Raw genomic sequence first — 24,208 nt, forward strand, 5'->3', positions numbered from 1 at the left:
GCCTGTCCGGTCCTCAGGTGGCCGAGATGGTGCCGGTCATCAGCAGCGCCAGCACGAGGGTGCCGAGCGCGACCCGGTAGAGGACGAAGACGTACAGGGTGTGGTGCGCGACGTAGCGGAGCAGCCAGGCGATCGCCGCGTAGCCGATGGCGAAGGCGATCACGGTCGCCACCACCATCTGGGCCACGCTGGGGACCGACGTCCCCGGCGCGGCCGGCTCGAAGACGTCACCCAGGCTGAACACACCGGACATCACCACCGCCGGGATGGCGAGCAGGAACGAGTAGCGGGCCGCCGCCTCCCGGGTCAGGTTGAGGAAGAGGCCGGCGGTGAGCGTGCCGCCGGACCGGGACACCCCCGGGATCAGCGCCATCGCCTGGGCGAGACCCATGACGACGCCGTCCTTCATGCGGAAGTTCTCCAAGGTCCGGGTCTGCCGGCCCCAGTACTCGGCGAAGGCCAGCACGAACGCGAAGACGATCAGCGTGGTGGCGACCAGCCACAGGTTGCGGGCGGCGGTCTGGATCTGGTCCTTGAACAGGAAACCGAAGGCGCCGATCGGGATCGAGCCGACGATCACGTACCAGCCCATGCGGTAGTCGAGGCTGGAACGGACCGACTTGTCCCGGATGCCGATCAGCCAGACCTTGGTGATCCGCCAGATGTCCTTGGCGAAGTAGAGCAGCACCGCCGCCTCGGTGCCGAGCTGGGTGACCGCGGTGAACGACGCGCCGGCGTCCCGCTCGAAGAAGATCGCGGACGTGATCCGCATGTGGCCGGACGAGCTGACCGGGAGAAACTCGGTGAGTCCCTGGACGATGCCGAGGACGATCGCCTCGATCCAGCTCACTCGCCCACTCCCGCGAGCTCCAGGGCCTCGGCGCAGGTACGCAGGGTCTGCACCCCGCTCTCCCGGTCGGCGACGAAGAGGGTCAGCGACAGCGTGGTGACGCCGGCAGCGGCGTAGTCGCGCATCCGCTCGGCGATGCGCTCCTTCGGTCCGAGCAGCGAGGTGCGGTCGATGAACTCCATCGGCACCGCCGCGGCGGCGTCCCGCTGCCGCTTGGCGAGGTAGAGGTCCTGCACCTCGCGGGCCGCGTCGCCGTAGCCCATCCGGGTGGCCAACTGGTTGTAGAAGTTCTGCTGGCGGCTGCCCATGCCGCCGACGTAGAGCGCGGCGTACAGGCGGACCAGTTCGGCGCAGGCGGCGACGTCGTCACCGATCACCACCGGCACCGACGGTACGACGTCGAAGCCGGCCAGTTCCTTGCCGGCCTTCGCCCGACCGGCGCGGACGGCGGTGAGCTGCTCCTCGGCGAACTCCGGCGCGTAGAAGACGGCCAGCCAGCCGTCGGCGATCTCCCCGGCCAGTTCCAGGTTCTTCGGTCCCACCGCCGCGAGGTAGATCGGTATGTGCTCGCGCGGCGGCCGGAAGCCGAGCCGGAGCGCCTTGCCCGGGCCGTCGGGTAGCGGGAGTGTGTAGTGCTCGCCGGCGTAGGCGACCTCCTTACGCGCGATGGCGAGCTTGACGATGTCGACGTACTCGCGGGTGCGGGCGAGCGGCTTGGCGAACCGGACACCGTGCCAGCCCTCGGAGACCTGCGGGCCCGAGACCCCCAGCCCGAGCCGGAACCGTCCCCCGGAGAACGCGTCGATGGTGGCGGCGGTCATCGCGGTCGCCGCCGGGGTCCGCGCCGGGATCTGCATTACCGCGCTGCCCACGTCGATCCGTTCGGTCTGCCCGGCGATCCACGCCAGCATGCTCGGCGAGTCGGAGCCGTAGGCCTCCGCCGTCCACACCACCGAGTAGCCGAGCCGGTCCGCCTCCTGCGCCAGAGCCAGATGGTCGGCCGGCGTGCTCCACGCCGTCTGGTATCCGAGGCTGAGCCCGAGTCGCACTGGTCCTCCCCCATCCCGCACCACGAGTCGCATCAGGTTACGCAATGCCGACGGCGGGACCCACCACCGCCTCACTCCACTCCGGTGAGGCCGGCCGGACCGCTCCGCTCCGGTGGGACGGCCGGATGGTCGGAGACTTGACGGAGGCGAGGATATCGGTCGGGCCCCGGATGCAAATAAGGTTCACCCATGCAACAGCGACCGCTCGGCCGAAGCGGGCTGGCGGTTTCCCGGCTCGCGCTCGGCACCATGACCTGGGGTCGGGACACCGACGCCGACGACGCGGCCGCCCAGCTGAAGAGCTACCTCGACGCGGGCGGCAACCTGGTCGACACCGCCGACGTCTACGGGGACGGGGACGCCGAGTCGGTGATCGGCTCGCTGCTGGGCACCCTCGTACCCCGCGACGACCTGCTCATCGCGACCAAGGCGGGGCTGCGACCGGGCACCCAGCGCCGCCGGGACGGCTCCCGGGGGCACCTGCTGCGCACCCTGGACGCCTCGCTGCGCCGGCTCGGCACCGACCACGTCGACCTGTGGCAGGTGCACGGATACGACCCGGACACCCCGCTGGAGGAGACCCTCTCGGCGCTCGACCACGCGGTCACCAGCGGCCGGGTCCGGTACGTGGGGGTGTCGAACTTCTCCGGCTGGCAGACCGCCCGGGCCGCCGCCTGGCAGGCGGCCTATCCCGGCCGCGCGCCGGTGGTCGCCGCACAGGTCGAGTACTCGCTGCTGGAGCGGGGGGTCGAGCGGGAGGTGCTGCCGGCGTGCGCGGCCATGGGCCTCGGGGTGCTGCCCTGGTCGCCGCTGGGCCGGGGGGTGCTCACCGGAAAGTACCGGCACGGCCGTCCCGCCGACTCACGGGCCACCTCGGCGCACTTCGGCCCGTTCGTCGCCACCTACCTGGAGCCGCGCTGCTCCAGCATCGTCGAGGCGGTGGTGATCGCCGCCGGCGGCCTCGGTGTGTCACCACTGGAGGTGGCCCTGGCCTGGGTGCGGGATCGTCCCGGCGTGGCCGCCCCGATCCTCGGCGCCCGGACGGTGGGGCAGCTCCAGGGCGCGTTGCAGGTGGAGCGGATCACCCTGCCGGACGAGATCACCACAGCCCTGGACGACGTCTCGGCGGTGGAGGTCGGGTATCCGGAACGCGACGGCTGACGCGGTGTGGCCGATCCGCGACCGGGCGCAAGCCCGGTCCCGGGAACCGGACGTGGGCACCGGAACCCGACCGGGGTGGCGCAGGTCTCCCGGCGGGGGTGGCGTCACGTCGCCGGGCTGGGCAGCATAGGCCCCATGGACTACGAGTACGCACCGCTGCGGCTACCGCCGAACGTCGACCGGGTGACCGCCGCGGTGCAGCTGGCGATCCAGGCCGAGTACGCCGGCTGGGAGCTGGCCCGGGTACGGCTGTACCGGGACGGCACCCGACAGGTGGTGCTGCGCCGCCGCCGGGTCAACCAGCCACAGCCGGGCCTGTCCTACTGACGACGGCGACCCCGAGCGAGGGACACCGGGCCGGCCCGGTGCCGATGCCCCTCGCCGGCGGTCAGTGCGTGTGCCCCAGTTCGTCCTCGTCGAGGTCGAGGAAGGGGTGCTCGTCGAGCCGGCCGACCAGGCGGTCGTCGGCGGCCGGCTGGAACGGGCCGACCGGGTCGTCGTCGTCGAACGACTCCAGGTCGACCGGGGTGTTCACCTCGCTGACCATCACCACCCCGTCGAGCGGCTCCAGTTCGGGGACGTCCAGCGCGCTCAGTGACCCGTCGCCGCTCTGCAGCAGTTCCAGCACCGCCTCGCCGACGCCCTCGACCGGGGCCGGCTCGTCCTCGGCCGGGGTGCCCTCCCGGCGGGCCGCCTCGGCCGCCCGGATCAGCGCCGACACGCTCGGCACCCGGTAGTCGCGGCGCTGGCGTACGGAGATCACCTGCGGATGCGGGTCGGTGGGCTCGGCGCCCTCGCCGCCCGGGCCGAAGTGCGCGTCGGCCTCGTTCGGGTCGATCGACTCCACGTCCCACGGGGTGACCTCGCCGAAGGCGTCGAGGAGTTGCTCGTCGTAGGCGAAGGAGGCGTTGTTCAACTCGACGTACGCCTGCCAGACGTCGTCGTCGTCGACCCGGCCCTGGGCGGCGCGTACCGCGGCCAGGTGCCGGCGGGCCGCATCGATCACCCGCTCGAGGGCAGCGTCCAGCTCAGCGTGCTGGTCGGTCATGTGAGGAAGTCCCTTTCGCGATGGGGGGAGGAAGCCGTACCGGAGGCGCGTCGCGGCGCGGCGCCGGTCAGCAGGTGCGGAGGAACCGGTCGAGAACCCGCACGCCGAACTGTAGTCCGTCCACCGGAACCCGCTCGTCGATGCCGTGGAAGAGCGCCGAGAAATTCAGGTCGGGCGGGAGCCGGAGCGGCGCGAACCCGAAGCAGCGGATGCCGAGCTGGGCGAACGCCTTGGCGTCGGTGCCGCCGGAGAGCATGTACGGCACCGGCCGGGCGCCCGGGTCCTCGGCGCGCAGCGCGGCGGACATCGCCTCCACCAGCGCCCCGTCGAAGGTGGTCTCCAGGGCGGGCTGGCGCTGGACGTACTCGATGTCGATGCCCGGACCGACCAGCTCGCGCAGCTGCTGTTCCAGCATCTCGGACTGGCCGGGCAGGCTGCGGCAGTCGATGGTGGCGGTGGCCCGGCCGGGGATCACGTTGTCCTTGTAGCCGGCGGCCAACCGGGTCGGGTTGGCGGTGCTGCGGACGGTGGCGCCGATGATGTTGGCGATCGGACCCAGCCGGGCGATCGCGGTCTCCGGGTCGTCCGGGTCGAGCTCGACGCCGAGCACCTCGGAGACCTCCTCCAGGAAGGCCCGGACGGTGGGGGTGATGGTCAGCGGGAAGCGGTGCCGACCGATCCGGGCGACCGCCTCGGCGAGCGCGGTGACGGCGTTGTCGTCGTGCACGAACGAGCCGTGCCCGGGACGCCCCTTGGCGTGCAGCCGGAGCCAGTCGATGCCCTTCTCGGCGGTCTCGATGAGGTAGAGCCGGGTGGCGTCGTCGACGGTGTAGGAGAAGCCGCCGACCTCGCCGACCGCCTCGGTGCAGCCGTCGAAGAGCTCCCGGTGGCGCTCGGCGAGGAAGTGCGCCCCGTAGTCGCTGCCCGCCTCCTCGTCGGCGGTGTAGCAGAGCACGATGTCGCGGGGCGGCCGGACCCCGGTGCGCTGCCAGTGCCGGACCACGGCGAGCACCATCGCGTCGAAGTCCTTCATGTCGATCGCGCCGCGCCCCCACAGGTATCCGTCACGGATCTCGCCGGAGAAGGGGTGCACCGACCACTCGTCGGCGTCGGCGGGAACGACGTCGAGGTGGCCGTGCACCAGCAGGGCACCCCGCCCCGGGTCGGCGCCGGGGATCCGGGCGACCAGGTTGGCCCGGCCGGGGGCGGACTCCAGCAGGGTGGAGTCGACGCCGACCTCGGCCAGTTTCTCCGCGACGTACTCGGCCGCCTGCCGCTCCCCGGCGCTGGTGGCGTTGTCGCCGGTGTTGGTGGTGTCGATACGCAGCAGGTCACGGCAGAGGTCGACGACCTCGTCGGTGGGGTCGGGCACGGCGGGTACGGGGTGGGTCATCGGATTCCTTCCGTGGATACCTCCGCGAGCCTAACCGCCACCGTGACCCGGCCCGGACGCTCCACCTGCGACCGGGTGTCCTCCACGGGCCGGTTTCGGCCGACGGCCGGTCGGGTACCGCCGCTGGCGTCCGCACCGCCCGGCGTAGGGCCGCCGGTCGGGCCCGTTCCGCCGAGGAGGCACCCCATGAGCGTTTCGCTGCCGCCGCTGCCGCCCGCCGAGGGTGACGAGGGGTACCGTCCCGGCGGACGGAGCGTCATCGACGTCGTCGGCGAGGAGCACCGGCGGCTCACCGCGCTGGTCGAGGAGCTGGCCGACCCGGCCACCGACGCCGAGCGCCGGCGGGCGGTGGCCGACGTGTTCACCGCCGAGGTCTCCCGGCACCTCTCCGGCGAGGAGCAGTACCTCTACCCGGCGCTGCGCGGCGCGCTGCCCGACGGCGCGGAGCTGGCCGACCGGGACGTCGAGACCGACACCGCGCTGCGACGGGCCGTACGGGCGGCCGACCCGGAGCACGTCGCCGCGGTACACCGCAGCTGGCGGCAGCACGTGGCGGCGGTCGAACCGGCCCTGCGTCGGCTGCGCGGGGCGGCCACCGAGGAGGAGCTGATCCGGCTCGGCAACCGGTTCGCCATCGCCGAGGAGGCGGCCCCGACCCGTCCACACCCCGGGACGCCGACCGCTCCACCGTGGAACCGGATCGTCGAGCCGGCGGTGGGCGTGGTCGACAAGATCCGCGACGCGGTCACCGGCCGCCGGACGTATCCGGCGGACCTCGATCGGGAATGACCTTGAGCCCACTGTCACCTCTCCGCCACCCATCGGAACTCTTCGAAACACGAAAGGTCTTCCGGAAGTCCCGACTCGGTCATACCGTCACGTCATGAACCTGGAGTTGCGACACCTCAGGGTGGTCTGCGCGATCGCGGAGACCGGCAGCGTGACGAAGGCGGCCTCGACCCTCGGACTGGCACAACCGGCGCTCACCGCGCAGCTCCAGCGGATCGAACGGGCGCTCGGTGGTGCGCTGTTCGACCGCGACCGGCGCGGCGCGCGGCCGACCGCGTTGGGGGAGCTGGTGCTCGCCCGCGCCCGGGTGCTGCTGCCGGCGATGAAGGGCCTCCAGGACGAGGCGGCCCGGCTGGCCAGTGCCGGGGACGCGTTGAGCCGGTACCGGTTCGGTGGCGTGAACAGCCCGATCCTGGGTCGGCTGGTGCACCGCATCGCCGCCGAGCAACCCGCCGCGCCGATCAGCACCTACGCCTCCTGGTCGGTCGACGAACTGTCCCAGCTGGTCTTCAACGGCCGGCTGGACTACGTGCTGACCGGGGTGTGCGGCGACGCCGCCCCGTCGGCGGAGTTCGGGCTGAGCTGGCGGGAGGTGGCCGTCGACCCGGTCTTCGTGCTGCTGCCCGAGTCCCACGAGCTGGCCGACCGCGACGAGGTCCCGCTGGAGGAGCTGCGGCACGAGCAGTGGGTGGCCGCGCCCGGCGACGGCTGCTTCGGCGACTGCTTCGCCGCCGCGTGCGCACGGTCCGGCTTCACCCCCCGCAAGGTGTACGAGACGGACATCCGCGTCTGCATGGACCTGGTCGAGGCGGGCGTGGCTGTGGCGCTGTGCCAGGCCACCTTCCGGCCGGTGCCCGGCCTGGTCACCCGGCGGCTGGCCGGCAACCCGCTGCGCTGGCGCCTGCTGCTCGGCTGGCACCCGGAGTCCCCGGCGGCCCGGTTCGCCGACGGGGTGCTGGCGACGGCGATGGCGGCGTACACCGACTCCCTCGCGCCGCACCCGGCGTACCTGGAGTGGCTGTTGGACCATCCCGAGTTCGGCGCGCGGCGGCGCAGCACCCCGGTCTGAGCCGGCGGCACGGTCGGCGACCCAGGTCGAAGGCCGCCCGAAGCGCGATGGTGACCGGCAACCTCGGGGCCGGGTGGCCGACCCATCCGGACTGGCGGGTGCGAAGTCCCGGCAAACGGGTACGGGGTGGACATGACCGACACCGACCGTCCCGGCGACGACCGGGAGACCGCCCGCCGGGCCGCCGCCGCGCACACCGTCGCCGCCCGTGACCTGGAGTCCTTCCTGCGCACGCTGCCGACCACCCCCGGTCCGGAGCACGTCGCCGAGTACGCCACCCTGCTCAGCCGCGAGGAACGCGCCCGCGCCGACCGGCAGGCCGCGGTGGACGCGCTCGGCCTGACCGTGGGCAGCATCGAACCGGGCTGAGCCCGGCAGTGGGCCGCATCGAACCGGAATGACGGTCCGGGCCCGCCTCAGCGCTCCACGAGCGGATCGTGTCCCAGGTCGAGCAGGGCGTGCCGCCACCCGTCGTCGGCGTTGCCACCGGGCGGCTTCCGCGCCGTCAGGTCGTCGATCCGGTCCACGGCGTCCTGCATGATCCGGATGTCCTGCGGGGTCAGGTCGACCTTGCGCTTGGTCAGCACCGCGAGGATATGCCGGCCCGGCTCGGGCAGGTCCAGGTCGGGGTTCGGACCGAACGCCTCCTCCCCCGAGCCTCGGGTGAGCAGCCACTGCCGCAACTGCTCCGAGGGCATGTTCACCCGCTCGTGGAACTCCTCCCAGAGCAGTTCCACGTCCGCGTCGACTCTCGCCTCGCGTACCATCACGCCTCCTCTCCGGGTCCGGGCTCAGCCGGCCGCACCTCGTCGGTCAGGGCCCCGGGCCCTTCCGGCGGCACCTGGACCCGGGCCGGGTTCGCCGTCGGCGGGGCCTTGATGGGTTCGGTCCGTTCCACGTCGTCCGGGCTCTCCTCGACCTCGCTCACCGGCGGCCTCCGATCGTCGGAACGGGTCAACGGGGATGGGTCGTCGTCGCCGGCTGGTGCCCGCCGCGCTCACCGGCGGCGACGTCGAAGGCGAGGGCGTCGTCGCGGACGTTCACGGTGACCCGCTGGCCGGGCGAGATCTCGCCCTCCAGCAGCATCCGGGACAGCCGGTTGTCCAGCTCGCGCTGGATCGTCCGCCGCAACGGACGCGCCCCGAACTCCGGCTGGTACCCGTGCTCGGCGAGCCAGTCGACGCCGGCCTCGGTGACCTCGACCGTGATGTCCTGCGCGTGCAGCCGGCGGCGGGTCTCCTCCAGCAGCAGGCCGGTGATCTGCCGCAGCTGTGCGGCCTCCAACCGGCGGAAGATGATGGTCTCGTCGATCCGGTTGAGGAACTCGGGACGGAAGTTCTCCTGGAGTCGACGCATCAGCCGGTCCCGCAGTTCGTCGGTCTCCTGGGCGGTGCCGGGTTCCCCGGCCCCGAAGCCGACGCTGCGGGCGGCCCCGGTGATCAGCTCCGAACCGAGGTTGCTGGTCATGATCAGCACGGTGTTGCGGAAGTTCACCGTCCGGCCCTGGCTGTCGGTGAGCCGGCCGTCGTCGAGCACCTGGAGCAGGATGTTGAACACGTCCGGGTGCGCCTTCTCGATCTCGTCCAGCAGCACCACCGCGTACGGGCGGCGCCGGACCGCCTCGGTGAGCTGGCCCGCCTCCTCGTACCCGACGTAGCCGGGAGGCGCGCCGACCAGCCGGCTGACCATGTGCCGTTCCTGGAACTCGCTCATGTCCAGCCGGACCATCCGGTCGGCGTCGCCGAACAGCGCCTCCGCCAGGGCCCGCCCCAGCTCGGTCTTGCCGACGCCGGTGGGACCGAGGAAGAGGAAGCTGCCCATCGGCCGGTCCGGGTCGGCCAGCCCGGTCCGGGAGCGGCGGACCGCCTCGGCGACGGCGTTCACCGCGTCCTCCTGACCGACCACCCGCTCGTGCAGGTGCCCCTCCAGGCGCAGCAGCCGGTCCCGCTCCTCCTCGGTGAGCTGGCTGACCGGGATGCCGGTGGCCCGGGAGACCACCTCGGCGATCTCCGGCGGCCCGACCTGGGGCACCTGTGGGGCCTCGGTCTCCCCCTTGGCCACCCGGATCTGCTCCTCGACCTCGTGCAGCCGGTCCCGCAACGCCGAGGCGCGCTCGTACTGCTCGTCGGCGACGGCCTGCTCCTTGTCCCGGCGTACCTCGTCGAGCTGGCGTTCCAGCTCCCGCACGTCCGCCGCCGGGGTCCGGGTCCGCAGCCGCACCCGCGCGCCGGCCTGGTCGATCAGGTCGATCGCCTTGTCGGGCAGGTAGCGGTCGGTGACGTACCGGTCGGCGAGTTCGGCGGCGGCGACCAGTGACTCGTCGGTGAACCGCACCTGGTGGTGGGCCTCGTACCGGTCCCGCAGGCCACGCAGGATGGCGACGGTGTCCTCCACGGTGGGCTCCGGCACGAGCACCGGCTGGAAGCGGCGGGCCAGCGCGGCGTCCTTCTCGATGCTGCGCCGGTACTCGTCCAGCGTGGTCGCGCCGATCACCCGCAGCTCGCCCCGCGCGAGGGCGGGCTTGAGCATGTTGGACGCGTCCATGCCACCCTCGCTGCCGGCCCCGCCGGCCCCCACCAGGGTGTGGATCTCGTCCAGGAAGATGATCAGCTCGTCCCGGTGGGCGCGGATCTCGTCGACCACCTTCTTCAGCCGTTCCTCGAAGTCACCCCGGTAGCGGGTGCCGGCCACCAGTCCGGCCAGGTCCAGCTGGATCACCCGCTTGCCGAGCAACGTCTGCGGCACGTCGCCGTCGCAGATCCGCTCCGCCAGCCCCTCGACGATCGCGGTCTTGCCGACCCCGGCCTCGCCGATCAGCACCGGATTGTTCTTGGTACGGCGGGAGAGGATCTCCACGGCCTGCTCGATCTCGTCGCTACGGCCGATCACCGGGTCGATCCGGTCGGCCTTGGCGAGGTCGGTCAGGTCCTGACCGTACTGGTCCAGGGTGGGTGTGCCCCGGTCCGGTCGCGCTCCCGTCATCGGTCCCCGCTCCGTCCCCGCCGCCTGCAGAGACTCCGGTTGGATCCGCCCGGCCGCCAGCATCCGCCCGGCCGGCGACTCCGGGTTCAGCGGCAGGGCCATAAGGATGTGCTCGGGGCCGATGTAGTTCGCCCCGATCGCCCGGGCGAGCTGGTGGGCGTCGAGCAGCGCCCGCTTGGCCGCCGGGGTGAGCGAGAGGTTCGGTGGCACCTCGCCGCCGGGTGCCCCGTCGCCCCGACCGCCGAGCGCGTTGAGCAGCGTGTCCGGTTCCGCGCCGGCCCGGCTCACCAGGTCGCGCAGCGCCTGGCGTTGCAGGGCGGCCCAGAGCAGGTGGTCGGTGTCCAGGTCGTTGCTGCGCCGCTGGGCGGCCCGGCGGGCGGCGTCGGCCAGCAACTCCCGCGCGTCGGCGGTCATCAGGCGGGTGATGTCGACCCGGTGCGCGGGCCGGCCACCGCCCTCCCCCCGGCCGAAGTAGCGGGCCAGGAACTCGTCCCACGGGTCGGCGCCGAAGTCAGCGGGTCCCCACATGAGCAGTCCTCCCGGTTCGGCGGCGACAGGATCGACACGCAGGGCTACCCGAGGGTGGCCCCGACAAACGCGTCCGGATGGCAGGGTGGGGACATGGAGACGACCCCGCTGCTGATCGTGGACGCCGCCAACGTCGTCGGGAGCCGCCCCGACGGCTGGTGGCGGGACCGGGTCGGCGCGACCACCCGGCTGCGGGACCGGCTGGTGCCGGTCGGCGGTCGGGGCGTACCACCGGAACTGCCGGCGCCGGCCGAGGTGGTGCTGGTGGTGGAGGGGGTCGCGCGGGACGTGCCGGCCACCGAGGGGGTGCGGGTGGTGGCCGCCACCGGGTCCGGTGACGATGCGATCGTCGACCTGGTGGGAGCCGAGACCGGACGGCGGCGGCTGGTGGTGACCGCGGACCGGACGCTGCGGGAACGCGTCCGGGCGCTCGGCGCGGAGGTGTACGGGCCGCGCTGGCTGCGCGGCGAACGCGACACGCCGGGACGGGTACCCGCCGCGCCGGCGGCGCCGGATCCGACCCGGCCCTCGTGACCCCGGTAGCCCGGTCCCGGTTTCCGCTACGGCGACGCCGATGCCCTGGCCCGGCTGGTGCCGCCGCCCAGGCCGGGGCGGCAAGCGGACAGCAGGGCGGTAACACCCACAGGGCGGATGTTCTCTCCCACACCGGAATAGGCTCTAATGGAGTCCTCCCCGCCCCCAGGAGGTTTCGCCGTGGCGAGCGTCGCCGAGCTCAAGGCCGCCATCGATGTCGCGCTTGCGCAGATCGGTGAAGGGCAGACAGCGGTGCAGGCGGCCGGCGAGAAGCTGGCCGAGGCCCAGCAGACCCTGGCCGGTGCGCTGGAGGGCAGCGGGCACGAGACCGTCGAGGCCGCCCAGGCGTCGCTGACCCAGGCCAGTCAGGAGCTGGAGGAGTGTCTCGCCGCGACACTGGTCGCGGTGGAGCAGGCGCAGCTCTACGTCTCGACGCTCTGAGCCCATGTCCATCATCGAGGACGTCGGAGCCCAGGTCCGCGCTGCCTCCGACGAACTGCCGCTGGCCCTGCTGGCCCAGGCGCTGGAGAAGTTCGCCCTGGCCACCGAGCGGCTGCGCTGGGTGCGCCAGGAGTCGTCGAACCCGATGGGGGTGCCGGAACTCTCCGCCGCCGTCGAGCACGCCGAGTCCGCAGGGCACGCCCTGCGGGTGGCGCAGGAACAGCTCGCCAGTTACCTGGCCGCCATCGGGCTCGGCGCGGACGGCGCCCCGGCCGGACGGCCGCAGCCCCGTCAACCGGCGCACGACGCGCCCCGGGACGCCGCACCGCCGGGTGGTGGCGACGGGCGTGGCGAGCCGGAGCCGGCCCCGGAGGTCCGTCGCTGGTGGGCGGTGCGGGTGGCGGAGCTGACCGGCGGATCGGAGGGCGAGCCGACCGGCCCGGACGAACAGGTCGCCGACGCCCGGGAACTGCTGCGCCGGGTGGTCGGCGGAGTGAAGGCCGGCGACCGGAGCCGGCTGCACACCGAGTTGCGCCGGGCGCACGCCGATGTCGGGCTGGGCCTGGCGACGGTGACCCCGCCCCTGCTGCGGGAGCTGGCCGGGGAGCTGCTCGGCCACCCACCCAAGGCCCCTGACCTGCCGAAACTGCGCAACGAGCTGGACGGTCGGGTGCGCGACCTGCTGCCCGGCCTGCCGCCGCCGGTGCTGGAGACCGTGCTGACCCGGGTCTGCCGGATGCCCCCGCCCCGGCAGCGCTCCGACGACGAGCAGCCGCACCCGGCCGACCCGGCGGTGACCGCCGGCGTGGTGACCGGCCTGCTGCTGGCCCGGCTCGGCCGGGACCTGCCGCCGGAGCGCCCCGACGACCAGCGGGCACCGTCCGGGGGCGACCGCGCCGCAGGCGGGCCGCCCCGGGCCGACCGGACCACGGCCACGCCGCCCCGGGCCGACCGGGCCACGGGCGTGCCGTCCCGGGCGACGACCGACCGCACACCCGGCAGGCCCGGTTCGCATGGCTGACCGTCGGGCCCAGTTGGTGGGGCGGGTCCGGGGCATGCTGTCCGAGGCGTTGGGCTCGGCCCGGGGCCGGCTGGCCGCCGCGCGGACCGAGTGGGAGAACGGGCAGGAGCGGCTGACCCGGGTACGGCGGGCCGCCGCGACGGTGCCGCAACGGGTCGGCGCCGAACGGGACCGCCGACTCGCCGAGATCGACTCCCGGTACACCACGCGGATCGAGGAGCTGGCCCGACGGGCCGCCGCCGCCGCCGAGCGGGAGGCCCCGGGCGCGGCGTCGGCCGACTGGGCACGCTGGACGCCCACCCCGGCCGGCCGGGCCGAACCGCCCGGCGCGGTCCGGATCGGCACCGTCCGGATCGCCGGCGCGGAGCCGGTGCCGGCGCTGGTGCCGTTGCTGGACGCCGGACACGTCCACCTCACCGGCGGCCACCACCCCGGGGGCGACGCGGTGGTCTCGGCACTGCTGCTACGCAGCATCGGCCGGGCCGAGCCGGGCACGGTCCGGTTGATCGGGTACGACCCGGAGCACCTCGGCGGCGGCCTGGCCGGGTTCGCCCCGCTCGGCACCGCCGGGCTGCTCACCTTCGTCGGCCCGGGTGGGCTGGCCCGGTTGCTCGACGACCTGGTGGAGCAGATCCGCCGGATCAACGAGACCGTGCTGGCCGGTGAACACTCCTCGCTGCGGGAGCTGGCCATGGCCACCGGACGGCGGCCGGAGCCGTGGCGGGTGGCCGTGCTGCTCGGCGGGGACGAACTCTCCCGGCACGAGCGCGGCCAGCTCGACCGGGTGGTCCGCACCGGGGCGGCCTGCGGTGTGCACCTGGTGGTCCGGGGCATTCCGCTGCCGGACGAGCCCACCGTGCAGCGGGTTCTGGTCTCCCCCGGCGACGTGCGCATCGGCGGCCCGACCGGCCTGCCGGTACGCCTCGACCCGCCGCCCCCGGCGACCCTGGTCACCGAGACCTGCCGACAGGTGGCCGGCCTGGTCAACGCCGGCCCGGCCCCGACCCCCTTCACCGAGCTGCTCCCCCCGCCCGAGCAGATGTGGCAGGAGGACTCGTCGACCGCGCTGGTCGCGCCGATCGGCGAGGGGCCCAGTGGCCGCCCGGTCCTGCTGACCCTCGGCGACTACCCGCCGCACGCCCTGATCGGCGGCCCCTCCGGCACCGGCAAGACCAACCTGATCTTCGCCTGGATCGGCGCGCTGGCCTCCCGCTACTCCCCCTCCGAGCTGGAGTTCTACCTGCTCGACTTCAAGGAGGGGGTGTCCTTCGCCCGGTTCGCCCAGGGGCGGCGGGATCCGAGCTGGCTGCCGCACATGCGGCTGGTCGGGATCAACGTCAACACCGACCGGGAGTTCGGGCTGGCCCTGCTGCGCTTCCTCGCCGAGGAGCTGCGCCGCCGGGCCGACGCGGCCAAGCAGCACGAGGTCACCAAGCTCTCCGAACTGCGGGCGGTGGACCCGAAGGGACACTGGCCCCGGATCGTGGCGGTGGTCGACGAGTTCCAGATGCTGCTCGCCGGCCGGGACGTGGTCGCCCGGGAGGCCGCCGACCTGCTGGAGGACCTGGCCCGGCGGGGGCGGTCGCAGGGCATCCACCTGGTGCTCGCCTCACAGGACGTACGCGGTATCGAGGCGCTCTGGGGCCGTCCGGCGCTGGTCGCCCAGTTCACCCTCCGGATCGCGCTGCCGAAGGCGCTGCGGATCCTCGCCGAGCGCAACGACGCCGCCCAGTCCCTGCCCCGGCACCACGCGGTGATCAACGCGGAGTCCGGCATGGTGGAGGGCAACGAGATCGCCCGGATCCCGTCGGCCAGTGAGTGGGAGACCTGGAGTGAACTCCAGCACCGGCTGTGGCGGATGCGCCCGCCGGACGCCGCCCCGGCCCGCCTCTTCGACGGCGACGCGATCCCGCAGCTCGCCGACGCACCCGACTACCGGGCCCTGACGCCCGCCCGACAGCCGGGCGGACCACGTGGCCCGGTCGCCCTGCTCGGGGAGATCATCGACGTGCAGGCTCGGTCCGCGACGCTGCGGCTGCCCCGGGCGCCCGGCCGCAACCTGGCGGTGCTCGGCACCCGGGTCGACGAGGCGTGCGCGGTGCTCGACGCGGTCGGGCGGTCGCTGGCCCGCCAGCACGAGCCCGGCTCGGCCCGGTTCTCCATCGCCTGTCTCGACCCGGACGCCGACCACGCCGCCCGTGCCCTCTACTCCGACCTCGCCGACGACGCCGCCTGGTACGACGAGGAGACCGTGCCGGAACTGGTGGCCGAGACGGCCGACGCGCTGGCCGCACCGGGCACCCCGGCCACACCGCACTACCTGCTGCTCTACGCGGTCGACGCGGCGGCGGGCCGGCTGGGCGCGCGGGTCGGCCGGCGGACCGGGCTGGAGCACCTGCGGCAGATCCTGCACGACGGGCCGGAACGGCGCACCCACGTGCTTGCCTGGTGGCGGGGCGTGGCCCGGATGCGCAACGACCTGGGCGGGCCGGCGTCGCGGACCGACCAGATCGGGGCGTGGGTGGCCCTGGACGTGCAGGGCGGGGAGCTGGGCTCGTCGCTCTACCCGGGCACCGGCGGCCCGGACTGGTACCCGCGTCCGTGGCGGGGACTCTTCTTCGACCGGGCGGTGCACCGCACCGGGCAGACGATCATCCCCTATGGACTCCCCCGATGAACGAACCGGTCACCAGTGAGTCGTACGCCGCCCACCTCCGTCGCCTGGCGGAGCTGACCGCACGGGCGGCGACGCAACGCGCCGAGGCGATGGCCTGGCACGAGCGGCAGTGCGCCGCCGCCGAACAGGCCGTCCGGGAGGCCACCGAGCAGGTCCGGCGGGCCGAGGCGGAGGTCGCCGAGGCGACCGAGCTGGTGGAGCGGGTGGACGCCGAGGCGGCCCACCTGTGGCAGGTGCTGCGCGGCCGGCTGGGCGCCGGGGCCCGCCGCCTGGGTGACCCGCCGGGGCCGACGCGGGGCGCCTCGGGCGACCCGGTGGTGCTGCTGGACCGGGCGCGCGAGTTGCTGGACCGCACCCGGCAGCCCGGAGACCTGCCCGGGTCGGTGAACCCGCTGCTGGCGCTCTGCGGGGTGTTCGGGGCGGTGGTGGCGTACGCGGTGGGCACCGGCGCGCGGGCGCTGGGTGAGCGGCACGGCGGCGACCTCGCGGTGGGGATGCCGGTGATCGCGCTGGTGGTCTCGCTGCTCGGGCCGCTGATCGGGCTGGGGCCGGCGAAGCTGCTCGCCGACCGGCGGCACGCCCTGCTCGGCCCCCGCCCGATGGCGATCGTGATCGCCGCCGGCCTGGTCACCACCGTGCTCCTGCTCGCGATCCCCCGCTGACGGCTCCGCCGCACGCCGGTGAAGGAACCCGCCGGTGGAGGAACCCGCTCGGTGGAGGAACCCGGAGCCGGGAACGCTGCCCCCGCGGCGGACGGCAGGTGGTGCGCCGGTCAGGCGGTCGGCACGAGCACGGCCTCCCGGAGCAGCCGCCGGGTGAGGACGAGCCGGTCGGCGTCGTCGTCGAGACCGGGCAGGTCGCCGACCCGCCGGACGGTGTCGGTGAGCAGCGCCCGTACCGCCTCGGCGCACTGCGCCGGCAGCGAGACGGTGCGGTCGAAGACGCGCAGCGCGACCCGCTCCGGGCCGTCCGGGACGAGTTGCCAGCGCAGTCCGGGCCGGACGGCGACGGTGGCGTCGACGGTCAGCTCACGGATCGCGGCGGCCTGGGCCAGCGGTCGGATCGGCGCGGGCCGGGCGGCGGGCCAGGCGCGCTGCCGCAGGCGGCCGGCGAGCATCTCCGGGTCGGCGCGCAGCAGCCAGTCCCGCAACGCCTCGACCGTCTCGGTCAGTTCGGGTTCGATCGCGTCGGGGTCGGCCACGTCGACGCCGAACGGGAGGGTGGCGCGCAGACGCGGGTCCTCGGCGGCGAGGGCGAGCAGTTCCTCGACGATGGCGTACCGGGTGAGCGCCCGGACGCCGATGGTCAGATGCAGTGAGCTGGACTCCTGCGCCTGGGCGCTGTGCAGCCAGCCCCGGGGCAGGTAGAGCGCGTCACCGGGGGCGAGCACCACGTCCAGCGCGGCGGCCCCCTCGGCGGTGGCGGAGACCTCGTCGGCCCGGCCGCCCCAGGGCTGCCGTTCCAGCGGGTCGGGCAGGACCGGCGGGTGGATCCGCCAGCGCTTGCGGCCGTCCACCTGGAGCACGAAGACGTCGTGGGTGTCGTAGTGGGTGGCGAAGCCCTGGTTGCCCGGCGGGGTGAGGTAGGCGTTGACCTGCAACGGCTGCCCGACGGCCAGGCCCAGGTCGCGGGCGAGGTCGATCAGCGCCGGCCAGGTGCGGTGCAGCCCCTGGAGGACCAGGGTGGCGCCGTCGGCGTACTGCGCGAGGACCCGTTCGTCGAGGACCTGGTCGCCGATCTCCGCGCCGGCCCCGCCACCGCCGGTCCACTGCGCCGCCGGCACGAGTTCGCCGTCGCGGGCGATCCGGAGGAACGGGGTACGCAGCCCGCGCCGGCTGAGCAGTTCGTCGGCGTCGGCGGGGCTGAACAGGTCGGTGAAGCCGGCCGGGTTGGGCAGCTCGTCGGCGCGGGACAGCAACGGGGTGCGCCCCCAGTGGGCGGCGGCGAACTTCGCCGGTTCGACGGCCACGCACCGGGCGAGCGCCGTGGCGGCGGCCGACGGCACCGCCGGGCGGCCCTGGCCGCCCGGCGGGTCCATGGTCGTCACCGCCGCTTACCGGGCGCCGCCGTCGGCGCCACCGTCCTGCTGACCCGGCGTGGCGCCGCCGTCGGCCGGACCCTCCGCGCCACCGTCCGCGCCACCGTCCTGCTTGCCGGGGGTCGCGCCGCCGTCGGCCGGACCCTCCGCGCCACCGTCCGCGCCACCGTCCTGCTTGCCGGGGGTCGCGCCGCCGTCGGCCGGACCCTCCGCGCCCCCGCCGCCGGTCGTGGTGATGTCGTCGTCGTTCAGTGCCATCGGTGCTCCCTCGGGATGTGCCGCCCCGTCCTGGGTCGGGGGTGCGTCGTGCAGCCGGTGGTACCCGCCGCGCGATCTTCTCTAACCACACGGTAGGCCGCACTTTGCGGGTGTACCGGCGATTCCGGCCATCCCGTGGCGGCCACCCCGCACGACCGCCAGGCGGCCCCGGTGGTCATCACGCCCGTCGATCATGGACCTCGGGCACCACCCTGACCCGCACGAACCGCCACAGGGCGTGGCGCCGCGACTCCATGATCGACGGCGGGACGGGCCCGGGGGCGGAACGCCCGACGACCCGCCGGGTTCGGCGGGTCGTCGGGGTCGGCGAGGTCGCTCAGGGAATCATCCGCGCCAGGTCCTGGGGCATGGTGGCGCGCACGTCGTCCCACTCGCCCTGGGTGACGTGCCGGCGCAGGGTGTCCAGCACCACCTGCACGACCCGTTCCGGGCCACCGTCCGTCTCGTACGGGAAGCCCCGCCGGACCTCGTAGAGGAAGTCGTCCCGGTTGAGTTTCACCGGCACGTTCGACGGGTCCCAGCCGTCGAAGTAGACCCCCCGGACCAGCACCGGCAACTGCGCGGAGAACTCCACGCCCTCCTGCACCGGCATCCGGTCGCGCAGCAGGTGCAGCACCGTACGCAGGGCCGCGAAGGACTGGTTGCGGCGGTCCTTCGACCAACCGTAGGCCTGCTCGATGTCCTTGAGAATCAGATTGGTCTTGTCCAGCGATGACTCGAACACCGAGTTCGGTTCGTTAGCCATGTGCCCACCCCCGTCCGTCGGTCTCCCACCGTCGATGGTCGTCGCGTCGCGGCGGCGCGGCCGGACCCCGCCACTGCCGGGTCGGAGAGACCCGGCGGCGCTGGGCCGCGCACCCGGAGGGCTGCGCCCGTGTTCCGGCCACGTGCACCAGACGCCGGTGGTCCGGTACGACCCGAACCGTCATCTCGGCCACCCCCGTCCCCGCGTCGTCGCGACGTGCGCGGCGGTAACCGCACACCATCGCCACCATCGCCGGGGACCGGGTGAGCCGACGTCACCCCGACCGGGTGAACCACGTCGGCGTCTCCGACCTCGGGGAGCCATGCCGGCGTCTCCGCCCTCGGCGGAACCACGTCGGCCTCGGGGATCCATGCCGGCCTCCCCGACTTCGGGGAGCCACGTCGGCGTGTCCGGCCTCTGCGCGACGGCGCGACGGGGTCAGCCGACGTCGAGCAGGCGGGCCAGGGTGGCCGCGTTGGTCTGCGCGAAGTCGCGGTAGCAGTTGTTCGTGAGCACGTGCGTACGGTCGGCCTGACCGGCCAGCTCACGCAGCTTCGGCGCCCACGCGCGCAGTTCCCGGTCGGTGTAGTGGTAGCCGAACTTCTCGTGGATGTCCCGGCTGGTCCATTTGTCACTGTGGCCGTGGAACCGGACCACGGCCAGGTCGGCGGTGGCCGCCAGCACCGGCGGGACCGACGAGCGGTGTCCCTGGGGCATGTCCACGCAGACGTACGTCAGCCGGTGCCGGCGCAGGAAGTCGAGGGTCTCGTCGGCGTTGTCCCCGGCGAACCAGGAAGCGTGTCGGAACTCGAAGGCCGGCCGTAGCGGGGCACACCGCCGCGCCACCTCCAACAGGTACTGCTTGTTCTCCCGCCGGATGGTGAACCAGGGCGGGAACTGGAACAGCAGCGCGCCGAGCTTGCCTGCGGCGACCAGCGGATCCAGGGCGGTGAGGAACCGGCTCCAGACCTCCTCGTAGGCCTGGGCCGGCACGTCACCGGGGTAGACGTTCCGCTTCTCCGTCTCCGGGCGCAGGTCCCGGTGCAGGGCGGACACCCGGGTCGGATGTCCGGTGAGGAGACTGAACGCCTTGACGTTGAAGGTGAACCCGGCCGGGGTGCGCTCGGCCCAGAGCCGGGCGGTCCGTTCGGCTGGGGGCGCGTAGTAGGTGGCGTCCACCTCGACCAGGGGGAAGCGGCTGGCGTAGTAGGCCAGGCGCTTCTCCGGGGTGTCCGCGTCGGGCGGATACCACCCCGACTCCAGCAGGGTGGGGTCCGTCCAGGAGGCGGTGCCGACCAGGATCCGACCCACGGCGGTCAACTCCACCGCCCCGGCGACGCGACCGGGGCGGTGGGCGGCGTACCGGGACTCAGGCGGCCCGCCGTTCCCGGGACTGCTTGCAGGCGACGCAGGTGGTGGCGGAGGGGAAGATCTCCAGCCGCTCGACCGGGATCGGGTCGGAGCAGCCCTCGCAGTGGCCGTACGTGCCCTCGGCCAGTCGGGCCAGGGCGTGCTCGAACTGGGCCCGCCGGTCGAGAATGGTCCGCAGCAGGGACTGCGCGGTGTCCCGCTCGGCCGTCTTGGTGCCGCTGTCGGCCTGGTCGTCCCCGGCGGTGTCACCGACCTCCACCAGCCGGAGCACCTGGCTCTCCTGCATCGCCTGCTCGTACTCGCCGGACAGTTCGTCGTAGCGGGCCTGCAGGGCGAGGCGGATCCGGTCGATCTCCTCCTGGGAGCGCCCCGTACCGACCGTGTCGTGGACGAGCATCGCTGTCTGCCTTTCCTCGGGCTCGTTGGACCCCGGGTAGCCGGGCTTACGCCCGGCGACGGTCCGCTTGTGAGCCGGGCGAATACCCACGCCCACCGGCGATCAAACCGGCGACTTTCCAGCGTCGGCTCTCCCGGCCCGCGCCCGACCGACGCGACCTCCGCCGCCCCCTCTCCCGGGTCCGTCGTCCTCTGCTCCGGACCCCCGCCGTCCCGTCCCCTCCCCTTCCCTGGGCCGCCGCGTCGGATCATCCGGCGACCTTCACTGCCGCGTCAGCTCACCCGGCGGCCTCCACCAGTGCCGGGTGCCGGGGGTCGTCGACACGGACCACCACGTCGGCGAAGGACTCCGGGGCGACCTCCTCGGCGTAGCGGGCGAAGGCGGGCAGGGTCCACGCCTGCTCGGGATCGGTCCGCCGGCGCAGCGCGGCCGCCGAGAGCACCAGGTGGACGGTGAGGTCGAAGGGCAGCCCGCCGCCGAGCAGCAGTGGGCCGCTGACCAGGACCACGCCGCCAGGTGGGAGACGCACGTACCCGGCCCGGCTGGCCCGGTCGGTGCCAGCGTCCCAGAGCGAGGGCAGCAACTGGCCGGTGCCGTCGGGACCGGCCGGATCCAGCACCTCGCGGCGCAGCCCCACCTCGTCGAACCAGCCGAGGTAGTAGGTGTCGGGGTTGGTCCGGCCGTGTTCCAGGCGGACCGAGGCCGGCCGCAGGAAGTCGGTGGTGCGGACGTGCAGCACCGGGCGACCGGCGGCGCGCAGCGGGTCGACCAGCGCCTCGGCCAGCACGTCCGGGGCGGCGGCGGGCGGGCCGTCCACCGCGACCCGTAGGCGTCCGGCGACCGGGGTGCCGACCAGCCGGTCGGTCAACGCGACGACGAGCCGTTCGGGTGAGATGGGTCGGATCCGCATCCGACCATGGTGCCGGACCGGACCGGGGCAGACCCGGGGACGGCTCGACGGAGCCGACGGCCTCGACGGAGCCGGACGGCCCCGACGGATGCGGTCCGCCGGACCGGACCCACGTCGATCGCTGCGGCCGACGCAGGTGGACGCCGTCAGCCGGTGCGGTCCGGCGCAGGCGGACGGCCTCAGCCGGTGCGGTCGACGGTGACCCGGGCGTCGTCGGCGAGCCGGTAACCGACCCCGTAGACCGTGGTGACCAGGGGGACGTCCACCCCGACCTTGCCGCGCAGCCGCCGGACGTGCACGTCGACGGTGCGCACCCCGGCGTGTTCGTACCCCCAGACGGCGTTGAGCAGTTGCAGCCGGGTGAAGACCCGTCGGGGATGGGCGACCAGGTGCAGCAGCAGGTCGAACTCCAGCCGGGTCAGGGGCAGCGGCTCCCCGTCGCGCAGCACCGACCGGGAGGCGGCGAGGATGTGCAGCGCCGGCACGGTGGGCGCGGCCGGGGGACGGGACGACGACCGGCCGGCCGGGACGGGGTCCGGTCGCCGCTCTGGCGCGGGGCCGGTGGTGACGATTCCCTCCCCCCGCTCCAGCAGTTCCCGAGCCGCCTCGAGCAACCGGCGGGCGGGCGGGGTCAGCGCCTCCTCGGAGGCCAGCGGGATGGACAGGGTCACGGTGAGGACCGGGGCCGCTGTGCTGGAGGGACGACGTTGCCCGGCGGGAGGACGACCGGGGACCACGGGCTGGGACGTATGCCATCCGGCGCGCGACGAGGCGGGGCTGACCGACATGGTCCTCCTTGGCTGGTCCAGTGTCTCCCCACGGCCCGGGAACGCTCTTGTGATCGATATTTCCCGGTCCCTGTACGAGAATCAAGGGCGGCCGTGTTGCTGGAATGTGACAATCGGCGAACGCATCGGAGCCGACCGCTCGCTCTGCGTACGGCGCTTGATGATTACAGCAGAAGCGCCGGGATGACCCGATGCGGGGGTACCCTGCGGCTTTCACATCCTTATGGCGGCGCTTGGGGAGATCCGGCCCGGCCGGCGAGGCTCAGTGGTCGCGGTCGATGAGCACCGGGGCGTCGTCGGCGAGCCGGTAGCCGACACCGTGGACGGTGGTCACCAGCGGGACGTCGTCGCCGACCTTGGCGCGCAGGCGACGCACGTGCACGTCCACCGTTCGGGTGACGGAGTGTTCGTGGCCCCAGACACCGGCCAACAGCTGCCGCCGGGTGAAGACGCGACGCGGGTGCTCGGCGAGGAAGAGCAGCAGGTCGAACTCGATACGGGTCAGGCCCACCGGTCGGGAGCCCCGGCGCGCGTTCCGCGCGGCGACCGAGAGGACCAGGGTGTCCGGCCCGGACCGACGGGGTCGGGGCGCCGGTTCCGGGTGGGGCACCACCACGGCGGGGACGGCCGGCGCCGGACGGTCCGGCTCCGCCCCGTGCACCCGCAGGACCCCCTCGCCGGTCGCGGCCAACTCGTTGAGGAGCTCGACCAGGCGAGGGGTCACCGCACCGGGTGCGACGTCGACGGTGATGGTCACCAGTGGCGTCGCCCGGGGTCGCGGCGGTGCGACCAGACGGGGCGCCGGGTACGGATGCGCGGACGTGGCGAAGACGGACATGCTGCCTCCCGGTTCAGGGTGCCGCGCGACGCGCCGTGGTCGGCGGTCAGAGCGGCGTGGGTCGGACTGCCACCGGCGCGACGGATGACGCCGGCGGTTTCAGGACGGTCGGGCCGAGCGTGGGTAGTCCGGCGATGGACCAGGCGGCGAAGCCGCCGACGACGTCGGTGGCGCGGTGCAGGCCGATCTCCTGCAACGCGGCTGCGGCCAGCGACGAGGTGTAGCCCTCCTGGCAGAGGACGACGACGCACAGGTCGTAGTCGACGACCTGTGGCAGCCGTGCGGCGCACCGCGGGTCGAAGCGCCACTCGAGGACGTTGCGTTCGACGGCCAGCGCGCCCGGGACGGTGCCGTGCGCGGCACGCTGGGCGGCCGGGCGGATGTCGACCAGCAGCGCGCCGCGACGGTGGGCCAGATGGGCCCCCTCCGGGTCGAGCCGGCGCAGCCGCGTCCGGGCGTCGGCGAGGATCTCGTCGATCCCCCGGGAGCCCGGGGGCGGGGCGACGGCCGGGCCGGCGGGCAGCGTGCCGGAGGGGTCGGGACGCGTCACGGTGGACGGGCCGGGCGGACAGTGACGGGTCGGGTGCATCGTGGGTCCTCCGGTACGACGGGAGTCGCGGACGCCGGGGCGGGCGACGGGGTTCAGGGCCCTCACCAGGCGACGCCGGCGCGGGCGACCTCGGCGACCCGGAGTCGGCCGTCGGTGAGGTGGTAGCGGGTCATCCGGTGCAGGGCGGGGCGGTAGACGTGCAGGCTCACCGCCGGCTGGTCACCCCGGTTGGTCACGCGGTGCACGTGTCGCGGGCCGAACCGGCGGCCGGTCCCTGCGCCGAGCGCATGGGGGCGCAGGCTACCACCGGAGACGACCTCCTCGGTCAGGGTGCCGGAGACCACCAAGAAGGCGCCGGCGGAACCGCCGTGGTCGTGCAGGTCGGTGCCCTGCCCAGGGAGCCAGGTGAGCAGCCAGACCTCGTGGTCCGGCCCGGACGCGAGCCGGGAGTACCACCGCTCGACGGGGTCGAAGCGGACCGGCGGTCGCGACGCGGCGTGCCGGCGGGCGACGGCGAGCAGGTCCGTTTCGTGCGGACGGTGCATGGCGGATCCTCGTGACGCTGGGCGACGGAAGCGCACCCAGAATAACCGCTAAAACCTAGCGGATTAGTATGCTTTCCCAAGTGTTGGGACGGCGCTCGCGGAGGGGCTGAGGTGTTTGCAGGGGACCCCTCCTCGACAAAAAGCGGTAACAGGGGACCCCTGCTACCACCCCACCCGTCCCACGCCACGCCACCCCGCCCCGCCC

General features: G+C 74.0%; 27 protein-coding genes. 10 read left to right on the forward strand and 17 right to left on the reverse strand.

Features of this window, described 5'->3' with window-relative positions; translation table 11 throughout:
* Positions 1-13: 13 nt before the first annotated feature.
* On the reverse strand, positions 14-850 hold the full coding sequence (locus GA0070618_RS30375) for an undecaprenyl-diphosphate phosphatase (RefSeq protein ID WP_088984697.1): 837 nt from the start codon (positions 848-850) through the stop codon (positions 14-16).
* Entirely contained in the window at positions 847-1,899 is a 1,053-nt protein-coding gene (locus GA0070618_RS30380) for an LLM class F420-dependent oxidoreductase (protein ID WP_088984698.1), read from the reverse strand. Before GA0070618_RS30380 ends, GA0070618_RS30375 begins: the two co-directional genes overlap by 4 nt.
* A 189-nt stretch (positions 1,900-2,088) precedes the next feature.
* Between GA0070618_RS30380 and GA0070618_RS30385 the strand changes: the two genes are divergently transcribed.
* Positions 2,089-3,060, forward strand: coding sequence for an aldo/keto reductase (locus tag GA0070618_RS30385; RefSeq protein ID WP_088984699.1), 972 nt, complete (start codon positions 2,089-2,091; stop codon positions 3,058-3,060).
* 135 nt (positions 3,061-3,195) lie between these two features.
* Positions 3,196-3,387 carry a DUF5703 family protein gene (locus GA0070618_RS30390; RefSeq protein WP_088984700.1) on the forward strand — a complete coding sequence of 64 codons (192 nt, stop codon included), beginning with the start codon at positions 3,196-3,198 and terminating at the stop codon, positions 3,385-3,387.
* Between the two features lie 61 nt (positions 3,388-3,448).
* On the opposite strand, the gene GA0070618_RS30395 is transcribed toward GA0070618_RS30390, so the two are convergent.
* Both GA0070618_RS30395 and GA0070618_RS30400 read right to left on the reverse strand, forming a co-directional pair.
* The gene (locus GA0070618_RS30395; RefSeq protein WP_088984701.1) at positions 3,449-4,108 is read right to left on the reverse strand and encodes a hypothetical protein; all 660 of its coding nucleotides are present in this window, start codon (positions 4,106-4,108) and stop codon (positions 3,449-3,451) included.
* 67 nt (positions 4,109-4,175) lie between these two features.
* Positions 4,176-5,501: a M20/M25/M40 family metallo-hydrolase gene (locus GA0070618_RS30400; protein WP_088984702.1), complete on the reverse strand. Its 1,326-nt coding sequence runs from the start codon at positions 5,499-5,501 to the stop codon at positions 4,176-4,178.
* Positions 5,502-5,687: 186 nt separating this feature from the next.
* Between GA0070618_RS30400 and GA0070618_RS30405 the strand changes: the two genes are divergently transcribed.
* The 3 genes from GA0070618_RS30405 (at position 5,688) to GA0070618_RS30415 (ending at position 7,728) form a co-directional block, all read left to right on the forward strand.
* Positions 5,688-6,290 (forward strand): hemerythrin domain-containing protein, encoded by a 603-nt coding sequence (locus tag GA0070618_RS30405; RefSeq protein ID WP_088984703.1) that lies wholly within the window; start codon positions 5,688-5,690, stop codon positions 6,288-6,290.
* A 94-nt stretch (positions 6,291-6,384) separates the two neighbouring features.
* Positions 6,385-7,359 carry a LysR family transcriptional regulator gene (locus GA0070618_RS30410; RefSeq protein WP_088984704.1) on the forward strand — a complete coding sequence of 325 codons (975 nt, stop codon included), beginning with the start codon at positions 6,385-6,387 and terminating at the stop codon, positions 7,357-7,359.
* A gap of 132 nt (positions 7,360-7,491) precedes the next feature.
* Entirely contained in the window at positions 7,492-7,728 is a 237-nt protein-coding gene (locus tag GA0070618_RS30415) for a hypothetical protein (RefSeq protein ID WP_088984705.1), read from the forward strand.
* Between the two features lie 47 nt (positions 7,729-7,775).
* On the opposite strand, the gene GA0070618_RS30420 is transcribed toward GA0070618_RS30415, so the two are convergent.
* From GA0070618_RS30420 to GA0070618_RS30425, 3 genes are read right to left on the reverse strand one after another with little or no spacing between them, the layout of a single operon-like run.
* Positions 7,776-8,126: a DUF3140 domain-containing protein gene (locus tag GA0070618_RS30420; RefSeq protein ID WP_088984706.1), complete on the reverse strand. Its 351-nt coding sequence runs from the start codon at positions 8,124-8,126 to the stop codon at positions 7,776-7,778.
* The gene (locus GA0070618_RS34170) at positions 8,126-8,287 is read right to left on the reverse strand and encodes a hypothetical protein (protein WP_170107787.1); all 162 of its coding nucleotides are present in this window, start codon (positions 8,285-8,287) and stop codon (positions 8,126-8,128) included. Before GA0070618_RS34170 ends, GA0070618_RS30420 begins: the two co-directional genes overlap by 1 nt.
* A 26-nt stretch (positions 8,288-8,313) precedes the next feature.
* Entirely contained in the window at positions 8,314-10,869 is a 2,556-nt protein-coding gene (locus tag GA0070618_RS30425; RefSeq protein ID WP_088984707.1) for an ATP-dependent Clp protease ATP-binding subunit, read from the reverse strand.
* Positions 10,870-10,962: 93 nt separating this feature from the next.
* Between GA0070618_RS30425 and GA0070618_RS30430 the strand changes: the two genes are divergently transcribed.
* The 5 genes from GA0070618_RS30430 (at position 10,963) to GA0070618_RS30450 (ending at position 16,204) form a co-directional block, all read left to right on the forward strand.
* Positions 10,963-11,403 (forward strand): hypothetical protein, encoded by a 441-nt coding sequence (locus tag GA0070618_RS30430; RefSeq protein WP_088984708.1) that lies wholly within the window; start codon positions 10,963-10,965, stop codon positions 11,401-11,403.
* Between the two features lie 180 nt (positions 11,404-11,583).
* A complete protein-coding gene (locus GA0070618_RS30435; protein ID WP_088984709.1) occupies positions 11,584-11,844 on the forward strand; it encodes a hypothetical protein in 261 nt (86 codons plus the stop codon).
* A gap of 4 nt (positions 11,845-11,848) precedes the next feature.
* Positions 11,849-12,865: a hypothetical protein gene (locus GA0070618_RS30440; RefSeq protein ID WP_231931521.1), complete on the forward strand. Its 1,017-nt coding sequence runs from the start codon at positions 11,849-11,851 to the stop codon at positions 12,863-12,865.
* A complete protein-coding gene (locus GA0070618_RS30445; RefSeq protein WP_088984710.1) occupies positions 12,858-15,542 on the forward strand; it encodes an FtsK/SpoIIIE domain-containing protein in 2,685 nt (894 codons plus the stop codon). The genes GA0070618_RS30440 and GA0070618_RS30445 overlap by 8 nt, the downstream gene beginning before the upstream one ends.
* A complete protein-coding gene (locus GA0070618_RS30450; RefSeq protein WP_088984711.1) occupies positions 15,539-16,204 on the forward strand; it encodes a hypothetical protein in 666 nt (221 codons plus the stop codon). The genes GA0070618_RS30445 and GA0070618_RS30450 overlap by 4 nt, the downstream gene beginning before the upstream one ends.
* A gap of 110 nt (positions 16,205-16,314) precedes the next feature.
* Here the strand turns inward: GA0070618_RS30450 and GA0070618_RS30455 are convergent, their stop codons facing one another.
* The 10 genes from GA0070618_RS30455 to GA0070618_RS30510 all read right to left on the reverse strand — a co-directional run bounded on the left by GA0070618_RS30455 (position 16,315) and on the right by GA0070618_RS30510 (position 24,003).
* Complete coding sequence (locus GA0070618_RS30455) at positions 16,315-17,580, reverse strand: cupin domain-containing protein (RefSeq protein WP_414467620.1); 1,266 nt, start codon at positions 17,578-17,580, stop codon at positions 16,315-16,317.
* 15 nt (positions 17,581-17,595) lie between these two features.
* Positions 17,596-17,838 carry a hypothetical protein gene (locus GA0070618_RS30460; protein WP_088984713.1) on the reverse strand — a complete coding sequence of 81 codons (243 nt, stop codon included), beginning with the start codon at positions 17,836-17,838 and terminating at the stop codon, positions 17,596-17,598.
* Positions 17,839-18,175: 337 nt separating this feature from the next.
* Complete coding sequence (locus GA0070618_RS30465) at positions 18,176-18,604, reverse strand: DUF2267 domain-containing protein (protein ID WP_088984714.1); 429 nt, start codon at positions 18,602-18,604, stop codon at positions 18,176-18,178.
* A gap of 438 nt (positions 18,605-19,042) precedes the next feature.
* A complete protein-coding gene (locus tag GA0070618_RS30475; protein WP_088985956.1) occupies positions 19,043-19,915 on the reverse strand; it encodes a DUF72 domain-containing protein in 873 nt (290 codons plus the stop codon).
* Between the two features lie 58 nt (positions 19,916-19,973).
* Positions 19,974-20,372 (reverse strand): TraR/DksA family transcriptional regulator, encoded by a 399-nt coding sequence (locus GA0070618_RS30480; RefSeq protein ID WP_088984715.1) that lies wholly within the window; start codon positions 20,370-20,372, stop codon positions 19,974-19,976.
* Positions 20,373-20,649: 277 nt separating this feature from the next.
* A complete protein-coding gene (locus GA0070618_RS30485; protein WP_088984716.1) occupies positions 20,650-21,282 on the reverse strand; it encodes a nucleoside/nucleotide kinase family protein in 633 nt (210 codons plus the stop codon).
* Between the two features lie 179 nt (positions 21,283-21,461).
* A complete protein-coding gene (locus GA0070618_RS30495; protein WP_088984718.1) occupies positions 21,462-22,070 on the reverse strand; it encodes a winged helix-turn-helix domain-containing protein in 609 nt (202 codons plus the stop codon).
* Between the two features lie 262 nt (positions 22,071-22,332).
* Entirely contained in the window at positions 22,333-22,908 is a 576-nt protein-coding gene (locus GA0070618_RS35415) for a winged helix-turn-helix domain-containing protein (RefSeq protein ID WP_088984719.1), read from the reverse strand.
* A gap of 46 nt (positions 22,909-22,954) precedes the next feature.
* Positions 22,955-23,431 (reverse strand): rhodanese-like domain-containing protein, encoded by a 477-nt coding sequence (locus tag GA0070618_RS30505; protein WP_231931973.1) that lies wholly within the window; start codon positions 23,429-23,431, stop codon positions 22,955-22,957.
* 128 nt (positions 23,432-23,559) lie between these two features.
* Entirely contained in the window at positions 23,560-24,003 is a 444-nt protein-coding gene (locus tag GA0070618_RS30510) for a cysteine dioxygenase (RefSeq protein ID WP_088984721.1), read from the reverse strand.
* Positions 24,004-24,208 lie beyond the last annotated feature (205 nt).

The organism is Micromonospora echinospora (assembly GCF_900091495.1).
Classification (GTDB): domain Bacteria; phylum Actinomycetota; class Actinomycetes; order Mycobacteriales; family Micromonosporaceae; genus Micromonospora; species Micromonospora echinospora.

Excerpts from the sequence above, each read along its gene's own strand:
- GA0070618_RS30430 (WP_088984708.1), top strand. The coding sequence starts at position 10,963 with ATGGAGACGACCCCGCTGCTGATCGTGGACGCCGCCAACGTCGTCGGG.
- GA0070618_RS30485 (WP_088984716.1), bottom strand. The coding sequence starts at position 21,282 with ATGCGGATCCGACCCATCTCACCCGAACGGCTCGTCGTCGCGTTGACC.
- GA0070618_RS30425 (WP_088984707.1), bottom strand. The coding sequence starts at position 10,869 with ATGTGGGGACCCGCTGACTTCGGCGCCGACCCGTGGGACGAGTTCCTG.
- GA0070618_RS35415 (WP_088984719.1), bottom strand. The coding sequence starts at position 22,908 with ATGTCCGTCTTCGCCACGTCCGCGCATCCGTACCCGGCGCCCCGTCTG.
- GA0070618_RS30395 (WP_088984701.1), bottom strand. The coding sequence starts at position 4,108 with ATGACCGACCAGCACGCTGAGCTGGACGCTGCCCTCGAGCGGGTGATC.
- GA0070618_RS30385 (WP_088984699.1), top strand. The coding sequence starts at position 2,089 with ATGCAACAGCGACCGCTCGGCCGAAGCGGGCTGGCGGTTTCCCGGCTC.
- GA0070618_RS30510 (WP_088984721.1), bottom strand. The coding sequence starts at position 24,003 with ATGCACCGTCCGCACGAAACGGACCTGCTCGCCGTCGCCCGCCGGCAC.
- GA0070618_RS30390 (WP_088984700.1), top strand. The coding sequence starts at position 3,196 with ATGGACTACGAGTACGCACCGCTGCGGCTACCGCCGAACGTCGACCGG.
- GA0070618_RS30495 (WP_088984718.1), bottom strand. The coding sequence starts at position 22,070 with ATGTCGGTCAGCCCCGCCTCGTCGCGCGCCGGATGGCATACGTCCCAG.
- GA0070618_RS30445 (WP_088984710.1), top strand. The coding sequence starts at position 12,858 with ATGGCTGACCGTCGGGCCCAGTTGGTGGGGCGGGTCCGGGGCATGCTG.
- GA0070618_RS30410 (WP_088984704.1), top strand. The coding sequence starts at position 6,385 with ATGAACCTGGAGTTGCGACACCTCAGGGTGGTCTGCGCGATCGCGGAG.
- GA0070618_RS30450 (WP_088984711.1), top strand. The coding sequence starts at position 15,539 with ATGAACGAACCGGTCACCAGTGAGTCGTACGCCGCCCACCTCCGTCGC.
- GA0070618_RS30480 (WP_088984715.1), bottom strand. The coding sequence starts at position 20,372 with ATGCTCGTCCACGACACGGTCGGTACGGGGCGCTCCCAGGAGGAGATC.
- GA0070618_RS30440 (WP_231931521.1), top strand. The coding sequence starts at position 11,849 with ATGTCCATCATCGAGGACGTCGGAGCCCAGGTCCGCGCTGCCTCCGAC.
- GA0070618_RS30465 (WP_088984714.1), bottom strand. The coding sequence starts at position 18,604 with ATGGCTAACGAACCGAACTCGGTGTTCGAGTCATCGCTGGACAAGACC.
- GA0070618_RS30415 (WP_088984705.1), top strand. The coding sequence starts at position 7,492 with ATGACCGACACCGACCGTCCCGGCGACGACCGGGAGACCGCCCGCCGG.
- GA0070618_RS30400 (WP_088984702.1), bottom strand. The coding sequence starts at position 5,501 with ATGACCCACCCCGTACCCGCCGTGCCCGACCCCACCGACGAGGTCGTC.
- GA0070618_RS30405 (WP_088984703.1), top strand. The coding sequence starts at position 5,688 with ATGAGCGTTTCGCTGCCGCCGCTGCCGCCCGCCGAGGGTGACGAGGGG.
- GA0070618_RS30420 (WP_088984706.1), bottom strand. The coding sequence starts at position 8,126 with ATGGTACGCGAGGCGAGAGTCGACGCGGACGTGGAACTGCTCTGGGAG.
- GA0070618_RS30455 (WP_414467620.1), bottom strand. The coding sequence starts at position 17,580 with ATGGACCCGCCGGGCGGCCAGGGCCGCCCGGCGGTGCCGTCGGCCGCC.
- GA0070618_RS30460 (WP_088984713.1), bottom strand. The coding sequence starts at position 17,838 with ATGGCACTGAACGACGACGACATCACCACGACCGGCGGCGGGGGCGCG.